A 12331-nucleotide genomic window follows, 5' to 3' on the forward strand; every position below is an offset into this window, starting at 1 on the left:
TGTGAACAACGAAAAAAAGAAAAAAAAACTACTGAAAGGCAATAAAAAAATATATATTTTTAACAAAGATAAATTTTTTTCAAAAAAAAGAAAATTACTAACTATATGAATGCAAGCAAAAAAAACAGTTAAAAGATTATAAAGTATAATTTTTTTAATCATCATGGAAAAATTCGTTGAACTGTATAAAACCTAAATAAAATAATGTTATTTATTAATTTTTCACATGAAAAACATTATTGATGAACTCTCCTGGAGAGGATTAATACAAAATAAGGTTCCTGGTGTAGAAAAACAATTAAAAAAGCGTACTACTATATATATAGGTTTTGATCCTACCTCGGATTCTTTACACTTAGGTAGCTTACTTCCAATTATTATATTGATACATTTTCAAAAACTTGGACATAAATCCATAGTGTTAATTGGAGGAGCTACAGGTCTTATAGGAGATCCGTCCGAAAAAAAAGATCAAAGAATTTTTTTTAGTCTGGAAACTTTACAAAAAAATGCAGAATCTATAAAAAAACAATTATATAAATTGCTAAATTTTTATTCAGAAAAGACAGAATTATTAAACAATTTTAGTTGGATAAAAAAAATATCCCTTTTAGATTTTCTACGGAATGTCGGAAAACACTTTCCTATAAATTACATGATGTCTAAAGATTCTGTAAAAAAGAGGATTGATAATAATAAGAATAATGGAATGTCTTTTACGGAATTTTCTTATTCTCTTATACAAGGATATGATTTTCTTTATTTAAACAAAGAAAAAAACTGTCTATTGCAAATAGGTGGATCCGATCAATGGGGAAATATAACTACTGGAATAGAACTCATTAGAAAAAAGACAGGAAAAAAAGCATATGGAATAACATTTCCTTTAGTTACAAAATCTGATGGAATAAAGTTTGGAAAAAGTGAAAAAGGAGAAAATATCTGGTTAGATAGAAAACGTACTACTCCATACAAATTTTATCAATTTTGGATGAATGTTTCAGATAAAGAAATTGAAAAATTTATTAAGATTTATACTTTTTTTTCAAAAGAAAAAATAGAATCTTTGATTTTAAAACATAGAAAAAATCCTGAAAAAAGATTTTTACAAAAAAGAGTAGCGGAAGAAATCACTCAATGGGTTCATGGAAAAATGGCTTATGAAGAAGTAGTTAAAATATCGCATGTTTTATTTGGAAAAAAATATATCAACGAACTATTACTTTCTTTAGATGAAAAAATATTGTTTTCTATATATGAAAATATTCCACATATGAAACTCCCTTATAAAGAATTTGAAAAAGGAGTTTTTTTATTAGACGTTTTGAAAAAAAGTAGTCTTTTTGCTTCAAAAAGTGAAGCAAATCGTGCTTTGAATTTAAATTCCATTTCTATCAACAAAAAACTCATCAAAAAAAATATTCTTCTTCATAAAGAAAACTTAATAGGAAAAAAATATATTTTATTTCAATTTGGAAAAAAAAACTTTTTTATTACAAAAGTTGAATGAATTTAATATCCAAATTTTTTTAAGATCTTGTAATCTGAACGCCAATTTTTGCATATTTTCACATTTAATTTTAGCCAGACCTTTTTCTTAAAAAATTTTTCTATTCCTTTTATAGATAAAGCTCCTAACTTATTTATATAATTCCCTTTTTTTCCAATTAGAATACCTTTTTGAGAATTCCTTTCTACATATATAGAAGAAAATATATGTAGAAACATTTCATTTTCCTTAAATGTTTCTGTGAAAATTTCTACAGAATAAGGAATTTCTTTTTTATAAAGAAGAAAGATTTTTTCCCTAATTATTTCATTCACAAAAAATCGTTTTGATTTGTCACTCAAGAACCCCTTAGGATAATAAGGAGGATGTTCCGATAATAAACCTAAAATCTTATCCATTAATAAATCTTGATTTATGTTTTTCAATGCAGATATTGGTAATATTTCTGAATGAGGAAAAATTCTATGCCAATAATTGATTGTCTCATATAATATTTTTTCATCACATTCTATTCCAATTTTATCAATTTTATTAATTAAGATAAGAAAAGGTTTATTATTTTTAATATTTTTAAGAGAATTCAAAATAGAAAAATATTTATCGGAAATAGAAAATTTTCCTATTTCCGTCGTAAATAAAACAATATCAGCGTCTTCTAATGATCTTTCTATATATTTCATCATAATTCTTTGCATAAAGAATGCTGTTTTTATCATAAAACCAGGAGTATCAGAAAAAATAATTTGGGCATTATATTTATCCACTATTCCTAGTATTCTATGACGAGTTGTTTGTGGTTTATGTGTGATGATAGAAAGATCCTCTCCTACAAGAGAATTCATTAATGTAGATTTTCCTACATTAGGAAATCCTATAATATTTACAAAACCAGATTTATGTATTAATTTTTCCTTGCACATTAACAGGATCAGATTGTCTAAATACAATTCCTTGTTCTTTAAAAAAATCCACTAATATTCTATTGTTATCATGTATTTTTCCTTTTAATATTTCTTTAGAAAGATTGTTGAGGATCTCGTGTTGAATGACCCTTTTTAAGGGTCTTGCTCCAAAATGTGGATCATAACCTTTTTCTGATAAATAATCTATAGCTTCATTAGTTGCTTCTATATGAATATTTTTATGAGATAATAAATTAGCAAATTTTTTCATTTGTAATTTGACGATTTCTTTAATCTCTTTTCTGGAAATAGGTTTAAATAAAATGATTTCATCAATTCTATTAATAAATTCTGGTCTCACTATATTTTTTAACAAGTCGATCAAAGTCTTTTTTGTTGTTTCCATTCTGTTGATAGACATTTCCGTGTCTAAATTTTCCTGAATAATATCTGCTCCTATATTGGAAGTCATGATAATAATAGTATTGGTAAAATTGACAGTACGACCTTTATTATCTGTTAATCTTCCATCATCTAAAACTTGTAAAAGGATATTAAATATATCTGAATGAGCTTTTTCTATTTCATCTAAGAGAATAACGCTATAAGGACGTCTACGTATGGCTTCTGTTAATTGTCCGCTTTCTTCGTATCCAATATATCCAGGAGGGGCTCCAATAAGTCTGCTTACAGAATGACGTTCCATATACTCACTCATATCTATACGGACCATGTTGTTTTCGTTATCAAATAAATATTCGGCTAGTGTTTTGGCTAATTCCGTTTTTCCAACTCCTGTACTTCCCATAAAAAGAAAGGAACCTATGGGTTTTTTTTCATCTTGAAGTCCTGCCCTAGAACGCCTTATTGCATCTGCAACAGATTGAATGGCATCATTTTGACCTATAACCCTTTTGTGTAACTCTTTTTCTAAAAAAAGTAATTTTTTCCTTTCACTTTGCAACATTTTAGTAACCGGAATTCCTGTCCACTTAGAGACCACCTGAGCTATATCTTCTTTAGAAACTTCTTCTTGGATCATTTTTTTTCCCTTATCTTCCTGTTTTTTTAATTCTATTTCAAACGATTTGACTTTATTTTCTTCTTCTTTAATCTTTCCATACCTTAATTCCGCAACCTTTCCATAGTCTCCGGATCTTTCTGCTTGTTCTGCTTCAAATTTGAAATTTTCTATTCTTTCCTTAGCCTTTTGGATTCCTTCAACTAAATCCTTTTCCTTTTGCCATTGAAATTGTAATTGCATTTTTTCTTCATTCAATTTTTCTAATTTTTTTCTTAAAAGGACCAATTGTTTTTCATCTTTTTCTCTTTTGATGGCTTCTATCTGTATTTCCATTTGCATAATTTTCCTATGCAATACATCCAATTCTTCTGGTTTAGAATTAATCTCCATTCTAAGTTTTGAAGCTGCTTCATCAATAAGATCAATAGCTTTATCCGGTAAAAAACGTTCATTAATATAACGCTGAGATAATTCTACGGCTGCAATAATAGACTCATCTTTAATTCTTACTTTATGATGACTTTCATATTTTTCTTTAATTCCACGCAATATGGATATGGCATCAGTGACTGAAGGCTCATCTACATATACTTGTTGGAATCTTCTTTCTAAAGCTTTATCTATTCTAAAATATTTTTGGTATTCATTTAAAGTTGTTGCTCCTATAGCACGAAGTTCTCCTCTCGCCAATGCAGGTTTTAGAATATTTGCAGCATCCATAGCTCCTTCTCCACCTCCTGCACCTACCAAAGTATGTATTTCATCAATAAATAAAATAATTTCTCCATCTGAAGAAGTCACTTCTTTTACAACAGATTTAAGACGTTCTTCAAATTCTCCTTTATATTTAGCTCCTGCAATGAGAGAAGCCATATCCAATGAAAAAACTCTTTTATCTTTTAAATTATCTGGAATATCTCCATTAATAATCCGATGAGCTAATCCTTCAGCTATGGCTGTTTTTCCTACTCCTGGTTCTCCAATTAAAATAGGATTATTTTTCGTTCTTCTGGACAAGATTTGTAAAACTCGACGAATTTCTTCATCACGTCCAATAACAGGATCTAATTTTCCTTTAGATGCCCATTCATTAAGATTTTTTGCATATTTCTCTAAAGCATTATAAGTATTTTCTGCTGTTTGAGAAATAACATTTCCGCTTTTTTTTCTAATATCTTCAATCAAAATTTTTATTTTGAATTCTGTAATTCCTTGATCTTTCAAGAGTTTAGAAGTAACATCCGAAGTCATAAAAATTCCATAGAAAATATGTTCAATAGAAATAAATTCATCTTTTAATGTTTTAGCATAATTTTCCGCTATATTGAACATTTGTGTAACTGAATGGCTTAAATGTTGTTGAGTAACTATTCCACTTCCTACTCTAGGATAAGAAGATATAATTCGATCCAAACCGATCATAATTTTTTGATGGTTTACATTTAATTTTTTTATAAGAAAAGGAATGACATTTTCCTCTTTTTCCAAAAGAGATTTTAAAATATGTGCATTCTCAATTGCAGGTTGATTATTTTTTAAAGCAATACGTTGTGCTTCTTGTATTATTTCTTGAGTTTTTATAGTAAATTTATTATTGAAATTCATAATAAAAGTGGAATTATTAATAGAATATTAGTTCCATATATTTCTGGATGAATTAAGTTTTTCTTTTCTAATCAGAATTTACAAAAAATTCAAGAATTAATAGAAAATAAGTGTTATAACTTAGATGTCCCTATTTTTTTTACGAAAAAATTTATTTTCATATTATGATAAAAAATGAAGACATTCAATCTATTTCAGAAAAAATTAATAAACTTCAAGAAGTTCTAAACATAGATCAAATTAAAGAATCTATTGAGAAAGAAGAAAAAAAAATTTCAAATCAAAATTTTTGGAAAAATTGTAAAAAAGCTAAAAATTTTACAAAACGTTTGCATGCTATGAAGACATGCATAAAAAATTTTTTTGAATTAAAAAACGCTCTAGAAGAATTAGAAATTCTATTCTCTTTATCTAAAGAAGAAGATCTAGAAAAAGAGGTTAAAATTCAATTAAATAAAACGAAAAACCTTCTGTCAAATATAGAATTTAAAAATCTTCTTTCGGAAGAAGAAGATATTTTTAACGCTGTATTACAAATTTCCTCTGGGGCAGGAGGAACTGAAAGTTGTGATTGGACTTCTATGTTAATGAGAATGTATATTATGTGGGCTGAAAAAAATAAATTTTCTGTAAAAAACATTCATCATATTCCTGGAGATATTACAGGAATCAAATCTGTTACTTTAGAATTAGATGGATTATATGCTTTCGGATATTTAAAAGGAGAAAATGGAGTTCATAGATTAATACGTTTATCTCCATTTGATAATAATTCAAAACGTCATACTTCTTTTTCTTCGGTTTATGTATATCCTTTAGTAGATAAAGACATAGATATAAACATTAATATGTCTGATATACAATGGAATACATTTCGTTCTAGTGGATCTGGAGGACAAAACGTTAATAAAGTGGAATCTGGGGTCAGATTACGTCATCATCCTACGGGAATTATTATTGAAAATACAGAGACTCGTTCGCAAATGCAAAATAGACAAAAAGCCTTGCATCTCTTAAAGTCTAGATTGTTTGAAATAGAAATTTCAAAAAAAAATGAAAAAAAAAACAAAATAGAATCCAGTAAAAAAAAAATTGAATGGGGATCCCAGATTCGAAATTATATAATGCATCCTTATAAATTGGTAAAAGACTTACGAACCGGTTATGAAACTACACAAATCCATTCTGTAATGAATGGAGAAATAGATATTTTCTTGAAAAAATTTTTGGTATACAATAAAAAAATAGAAGAAAAGGAAAAAGAATGAAAAAATTAAAAATTTTTAAACCTTATTTTTATTTAACCATAAAATTAATTTTTCTTTAATGAAAATTCGCTATGCAGATCTTATCGATCAAACTTTTGATTTTCCTACCGAGGAATTTTCTCTCAAGAATGATCTTCTAGAATTTCATGGAATTCCATTAATGAATATTATTCAAAAATATGGAACTCCACTGAAGTTTACTTATTTGCCAAAAATATCTAAAAACATACAAAAGGCTAGAAAATGGTTTGAAAAGGCCATTCATTCTAATAAGTATAATAATAAATATACTTATTGTTATTGCACAAAAAGTTCTCATTTCTCTTTTGTATTAGAAGAAGCCTTAAAAAACAATATTAGTATTGAAACTTCATATGCTTATGATATAGAAATTGTGAAAAATCTTTATCAAAAAGGAAAAACAAATAAAGATATTGAAGTTATTTGCAATGGTTTTAAAACTCATAATTACATAGAAAATATATCCTATTTGATTAATAATGGTTTTTATAATACTATTCCTATATTGGATAATTCCGATGAATTGGAAAAATTAAGTTTTTTTATCCATTATCCATTTAAATTAGGAATCCGAATCGCCTCTGAGGAAGAACCTAAATTTGAATTCTATACCTCCCGTTTAGGAATAGGATATAAAGACATCATCGTTTTTTACTTGAATAAAATAAAAAACAATCCAAAAGTTGAACTAAAAATGCTCCATTTTTTTATAAATACGGGAATTAAAGATACGGCTTATTACTGGAATGAACTTTTCAAATGTTTACACATTTACGCTAAATTAAAAAAAATTGCTCCAGAGTTAGATATTTTAAATATAGGGGGGGGGTTTCCTATTAAAACCTCTATGTCTTTCAAGTATGATTATGAATACATGACTAATGAAATTGTTTATCAAATAAAAAAATTTTGTCAAGAAGAAAATATTTCAGAACCTCACATATACACAGAATTTGGAGCTTATACAGTTGGAGAAAGTGGAGGAATTATCTACAGAATACTTAGTCAAAAAAGACAAAATGATAGAGAAAAATGGAATATGATAGATAGTTCTTTTATGACTACTCTTCCTGATACTTGGGCTATTAGTCGTAGATTTATTATGATGGCTATAAACCGTTGGAATGATTCTTATGAAAGAGTTTTTTTAGGAGGTTTAACGTGTGATAGTGACGATTATTATAATTCTGAACAGCATATGAATGCCATATATCTTCCTCGTTTTCGAGAAAATCCTCCACTTTATATTGGTTTTTTTAATACTGGAGCTTATCAAGATACCATCAGTGGATATGGAGGAGTCCATCACTGTTTAATCCCACAACCTATTCATATTTTAATTGATCATGATGATCAAAAAAAATTAGTATATAAAATATTTCGTCATTCTCAAAATCCTAAAGAAATATTGAAAATATTAGGTTATTAAGGTGATTAAAAAAAATATTATGAAAAAAAAAACATTTGCAAAAATTCCTCTAAAATATGCAACTCTTGAAAAATCTCAAATAGTACTTATTCCTGTTCCATACGATTATACAGGGACATGGAAAAAAGGATCTAAAAAAGGACCTAAAGCTTTTTTATCTGCATCAGAACATATGGAATTATATGATATAGAAACTAATTCTGAAGTATACAAAAGAGGAATTTTTCTTGTTAAACCTGTTGTAAATTCTTCAATTTCTTCCAGAAGAATGGTAAAAATAGTTTACGATATTACTAAAAAATATCTTTTAAAAGAAAAATTTGTTACTCTCATTGGTGGAGAACATTCCATTTCCATAGGAAGTATCAGAGCTTTTGGAGAAAAATATACGAATATGAGTATTCTTCATATGGATGCACATGCAGACTTGCGTCCTATCTATAATGGAGATCCTTATAATCACGCATGTTCTATGCATGAAGCCTCTAAAAAATATCCTGTAATCCAGATAGGAATTCGAAGTATGGATATTTCAGAAAAATCGTACATCCAAAATGGAAACATTTTTTACTTTCATGAAATTTATCAAAATGATTTATGGATGAAAAAAGCGATTCAAAGACTATCTGAAAATGTATTTTTAAGCATAGATATCGATGTTTTTGATCCAAGCATAGCGCCTTCTACAGGAACTCCAGAACCAGGAGGTTTATCTTGGTACAAAACTTTAAAATTTTTAAAAATGGTTTTTCAAAAGAAAAAAATTATAGGTTTTGATATTGTGGAACTTTTGCCAAATGAACGAGAATCTTCTACAGATTTTTTAGTCGTTAAACTTTATTATAAACTCTTGTCATATAAATATGAATTAATAACTTATCAATCATGAATCCAAAAATGATCATAACTATAGATGGATATTCTTCTTCTGGAAAAAGTACTTTAGCTCAAGCGCTTTCTAAGAGATTAGCATACTCCCATATAGATACTGGAGCTATGTATAGAAGTATAGCTTTGTTAGCTATTAGAAAAAAAATTTTCAACAGTGATTTATGGAATGTAAAAAATTTTATGCCTGTTTTAAATAATATAAATTTCCAATTTAAATGGAATAAAAAATTGAATCAGACAGAAATTTTTTTAAATAAAGAAAACGTTCAATCTGAAATTAAGTCGATAGAAGTGACAGATAAAGTCAGTTTTATAGCAAGAATCCCAGAAATTCGGGAAAAATTAGCAGCGATACAAAAAAAATTTGGAAATCAAAAAGGGGTTATTATGGAAGGAAGAGATATCGGGCATAGAATTTTTCCTCATTCAGAATTAAAAATCTTTATGAAGGGATCTCTAGATATTCGTGCTCATAGAAGATATCAAGATTTTCAAAAAAAAGGAAAAAAAGTTTCTTATGAAGAAATGCGAAGAAACATTTTCCATAGAGATATGATGGATATTTCTCGTAAAATTTCTCCACTTCAAAAACCTATAGATTCCGTAGAAATAGATAATACATTTCTTAATGTTGAAAAACAGTTAGATCTTGTACTTCAATTGATAGATAAGATTAGAAAAAAAAATAAGATATGAAACTTCTAAATGGAAAACTAGCCATAGTTACAGGTGGTTCAGGAGATATCGGAAAATCTATAGTGAAAACATTTGTAAAACATGGTGCCTATGTGATTTTTACATATTTTTCATCAAAAAAAAACGCTAAAAAATTAGTGAAAGAATTAGGAAATTCTGTAGAAGCTTACGAAATAGACCTAAAAGATTTAAATTCTTCTAAAACTTTTGTTCAAAAAGTTATAGAAAAATTTGGAAGTATAGATATATTAGTCAATAATGCTGGAATTATAAGAGATAATTTTTTATTTAGAATGTCTGAAAAAAATTGGGATACAGTTATTCGTACTAATATTTATTCTGTTTTTAATCTGACTAAATATGTCATATTTCCTATGATCAAACAAAAAAATGGAAGCATCATTAATATGAGTTCCGTTATAGGAATAACAGGAAATTCTGGACAAGCTAATTATGCGACATCTAAAGCTGGAATTATTGGCTTTACTAAATCTATAGCTAAGGAATTAGGAAGAAAAAACATACGTTGTAATGCCATCGCTCCTGGATATATTTCTACGAAAATGAATTCTTATTTTTCTCCCAAAACAAAAGAAAATTGGATAAAGAATATTCCATTAAAAAGACCGGGAATTCCTCAAGATATTGCCAACTGTACTCTATTTCTAGCATCGGATTTATCCAATTACATAACTGGATCTGTTTTAAATGTTAACGGGGGATTAATTTAATTTAAATGTATTCAAATAAAAAGATTGTACAAAGTTTAGGAGAAATACTAAAAGCTAAATCCATATTTCATATAGTCATCTCTCCAGGTTCTAGAAACGCTCCAATAATTATTCACTTCACACAGCATAAAGATTTTAAAACTTATAGTATTGTAGATGAACGTTGTGCAGGTTTTTTTGCTTTAGGAATAGCTCAAGAAATAAAAAAGCCTGTAATTCTTAGTTGTACTTCTGGATCTGCTGTCGTTAACTATTATCCTTCAGTGACAGAAGCTTTTTATCAAAATATTCCACTTATTTTTCTTACAGCAGATCGTCCTAAAGAAATTATAAATATTCTAGAAGGACAAACCATTCATCAAGAAAATATTTTTCAAAACCATGTGGAATCATCTATTCAATTAACAGAAGATGAAACCAAATTAGGATTATGGTATAATGAAAGATTAATCAATGAATCTATTAATAAATGTATTGAAAAAAAAAAACCTATACATATTAATATCCCTTTTTCAGAACCTCTTTATGAAACCACTGAATTTTTACACGTAAAACCTAAAATTATCAATACTTTTCCTGTAAAAAATTGTATTGAAAAAACTAAATATTATCGAAAAGAAAAATATATATGGAAAAAATCTAAAAAAAAAATGATTTTGCTAGGTTTATATAATACAGGAAAAGAATTAGAAAAAATTTTAAATAAATTAAGTAGAGACCCTACCATAGTTATTTTCACGGAAACCACATCTCATGTATACGGAAAATTTTTTTTCTCCTGTATAGATCAACTACTTTTCAGTATGAAAGATACTGAATGGATAAAATTAAAACCTCATATCTTATTAACTATTGGTGGAAATATTATATCCAAAAAAATAAAGCATTTTTTAAGAAAAAATCCTCCTAAGTATCATTGGCACCTAGGAGAAAATAATAGAAAAAATTACCCAGATATCTATTATCGATTAAACACCTATTGGCCTATAGAACCAGAATTTTTTTTCAAAATATTTTGTTTCTCCAGTTTAGAAAGTTTAAAATCATCGGATTATCGATATAAATGGGAAAAATTGAGAAAATATAGAAGAAAAAGAAATGACTGGTTTTTAAAAAAGGAGAAAAGTTTTTCAGATCTTAAAGTTTTATTTTGCATATTCAAATCTATTCCTAATCATTCAGTTTTGCAATTAGGAAATAGCACTATAATAAGATATTATCAACTTTTTGATGAAAAAAAACATTTCGTAAAATCTTATTGTAATAGAGGAACTTCTGGAATAGAAGGAAGTGTTTCTACTGCTATAGGTTATGCTGTCAGTAGCAAAAAAAAGGTAACCTTAATCATTGGAGACATAAGTTTTTTTTACGATAGTAATGCCTTATGGAATAATTATATTCCAAATAATTTTCGCCTTATACTTATTAACAATGGAGGGGGTAATATTTTTAGATCTATTTCAGAATATAAAATTCCTGAAAGGATATTCAATTTTTTTGAAACAAAACATCTTTTTACTGCAGAAAAAATTTGTGAAATGCATAATTGGAAATATGAAAGAGTATCAAATAAATTTTCTTTGAAAAAGAGTTTAGATATTTTTTGGAATAAGTCGGATGTTCCTTGTCTATTAGAAATAGACACTCAAAAATCTAACAATGCAAAAATATTGAAAAAATATTTATCCTATCTTTCTTGATTTTAAAGATAAAAAAATATCCCATATAGCTTTTATTCTAGCTAAAATTTCTCTAAACTGTGTTTTGCAATCAAAAGAGAGACTTTGAGCGTTAAAACCTATGACATCTAAACCTAAACAATTTCCAATGAATATGGCTCTTTCATTATGAAATCTTTGAGAAATTATAGTAAACTTTTTTTGATTAAAAACTTTGTAGACTCTTAATACAGAATGTATAGTGCTGATTCCAGAAAAATCTTCATATATAAAATAAGCGGGGATCCCCTTACTTATTAATTCTTTTTTCATCATTTTTGGTTCATTATAATTCTTTTCTCTATTATCTCCACTCACGATAATATAACGAATTTTTTTCTGATAAAACAAAAAACAAGCAGCATCTATCCTATATTTAAAATAAGCGTTTAACCCCCCACCATGTAAATACTTAGAAGTCCCTAAAACGACTCCAAATGTATTATATGGAATTTTTTCAATATTATCATAGCTTTTTCTTATAGCCCACAAACTAATTCCGAGATAACAAATAACTATGATAAAAACTATAATAA

General features: G+C 27.2%; 10 protein-coding genes. 7 read left to right on the plus strand and 3 right to left on the minus strand.

Annotated elements, in window-relative coordinates:
* Nucleotides 1–226 precede the first annotated feature (226 nt).
* Nucleotides 227–1510, plus strand: coding sequence for a tyrosine--tRNA ligase (gene tyrS / locus BPLAN_RS02880; protein ID WP_012821699.1), 1284 nt, complete (start codon nt 227–229; stop codon nt 1508–1510).
* Nucleotides 1511–1512: 2 nt separating this feature from the next.
* Here the strand turns inward: tyrS and era are convergent, their stop codons facing one another.
* A complete protein-coding gene (gene era, locus BPLAN_RS02885) occupies nt 1513–2430 on the minus strand; it encodes a GTPase Era (protein ID WP_012821700.1) in 918 nt (305 codons plus the stop codon).
* On the minus strand, nt 2405–5041 hold the full coding sequence (gene clpB, locus BPLAN_RS02890) for an ATP-dependent chaperone ClpB (protein WP_012821701.1): 2637 nt from the start codon (nt 5039–5041) through the stop codon (nt 2405–2407). The genes era and clpB overlap by 26 nt, the downstream gene beginning before the upstream one ends.
* Nucleotides 5042–5205: 164 nt before the next feature.
* Here clpB and prfB point away from each other — a divergent pair, with 164 nt between their 5' ends.
* Genes prfB through menD form a run of 6 tightly spaced genes read left to right on the plus strand, consistent with a single transcriptional unit; the run spans nt 5206 to nt 11777 of the window.
* Nucleotides 5206–6309 (plus strand): peptide chain release factor 2, encoded by a 1104-nt coding sequence (gene prfB / locus BPLAN_RS02895; protein WP_012821702.1) that lies wholly within the window; start codon nt 5206–5208, stop codon nt 6307–6309.
* Nucleotides 6310–6367: 58 nt separating this feature from the next.
* On the plus strand, nt 6368–7759 hold the full coding sequence (locus BPLAN_RS02900; RefSeq protein ID WP_012821703.1) for a decarboxylase: 1392 nt from the start codon (nt 6368–6370) through the stop codon (nt 7757–7759).
* Nucleotides 7760–7778: 19 nt separating this feature from the next.
* The gene (gene speB, locus BPLAN_RS02905) at nt 7779–8648 is read left to right on the plus strand and encodes an agmatinase (RefSeq protein WP_012821704.1); all 870 of its coding nucleotides are present in this window, start codon (nt 7779–7781) and stop codon (nt 8646–8648) included.
* A gap of 8 nt (nt 8649–8656) precedes the next feature.
* On the plus strand, nt 8657–9346 hold the full coding sequence (cmk, locus tag BPLAN_RS02910; RefSeq protein WP_238523110.1) for a (d)CMP kinase: 690 nt from the start codon (nt 8657–8659) through the stop codon (nt 9344–9346).
* Nucleotides 9343–10077: a 3-oxoacyl-[acyl-carrier-protein] reductase gene (gene fabG, locus BPLAN_RS02915; RefSeq protein ID WP_012821706.1), complete on the plus strand. Its 735-nt coding sequence runs from the start codon at nt 9343–9345 to the stop codon at nt 10075–10077. Before cmk ends, fabG begins: the two co-directional genes overlap by 4 nt.
* A gap of 5 nt (nt 10078–10082) precedes the next feature.
* Nucleotides 10083–11777 carry a 2-succinyl-5-enolpyruvyl-6-hydroxy-3-cyclohexene-1-carboxylic-acid synthase gene (gene menD, locus BPLAN_RS02920; protein WP_012821707.1) on the plus strand — a complete coding sequence of 565 codons (1695 nt, stop codon included), beginning with the start codon at nt 10083–10085 and terminating at the stop codon, nt 11775–11777.
* Here the strand turns inward: menD and BPLAN_RS02925 are convergent.
* Complete coding sequence (locus BPLAN_RS02925) at nt 11760–12287, minus strand: vancomycin high temperature exclusion protein (RefSeq protein WP_012821708.1); 528 nt, start codon at nt 12285–12287, stop codon at nt 11760–11762. The two genes, menD and BPLAN_RS02925, sit on opposite strands and share 18 nt — an antisense overlap.
* Nucleotides 12288–12331 lie beyond the last annotated feature (44 nt).

The sequence above is a fragment of the Blattabacterium sp. (Periplaneta americana) str. BPLAN genome, assembly GCF_000093165.1.
Taxonomy (GTDB): domain Bacteria; phylum Bacteroidota; class Bacteroidia; order Flavobacteriales; family Blattabacteriaceae; genus Blattabacterium.

What these genes read in the sequence shown, in the direction of transcription:
- fabG (WP_012821706.1), top strand. Translation starts at nt 9,343, where the DNA reads ATGAAACTTCTAAATGGAAAACTAGCCATAGTTACAGGTGGTTCAGGA.
- prfB (WP_012821702.1), top strand. Translation starts at nt 5,206, where the DNA reads ATGATAAAAAATGAAGACATTCAATCTATTTCAGAAAAAATTAATAAA.
- speB (WP_012821704.1), top strand. Translation starts at nt 7,779, where the DNA reads ATGAAAAAAAAAACATTTGCAAAAATTCCTCTAAAATATGCAACTCTT.
- menD (WP_012821707.1), top strand. Translation starts at nt 10,083, where the DNA reads ATGTATTCAAATAAAAAGATTGTACAAAGTTTAGGAGAAATACTAAAA.
- BPLAN_RS02900 (WP_012821703.1), top strand. Translation starts at nt 6,368, where the DNA reads ATGAAAATTCGCTATGCAGATCTTATCGATCAAACTTTTGATTTTCCT.
- clpB (WP_012821701.1), bottom strand. Translation starts at nt 5,041, where the DNA reads ATGAATTTCAATAATAAATTTACTATAAAAACTCAAGAAATAATACAA.
- cmk (WP_238523110.1), top strand. Translation starts at nt 8,657, where the DNA reads ATGATCATAACTATAGATGGATATTCTTCTTCTGGAAAAAGTACTTTA.
- tyrS (WP_012821699.1), top strand. Translation starts at nt 227, where the DNA reads ATGAAAAACATTATTGATGAACTCTCCTGGAGAGGATTAATACAAAAT.
- era (WP_012821700.1), bottom strand. Translation starts at nt 2,430, where the DNA reads ATGTGCAAGGAAAAATTAATACATAAATCTGGTTTTGTAAATATTATA.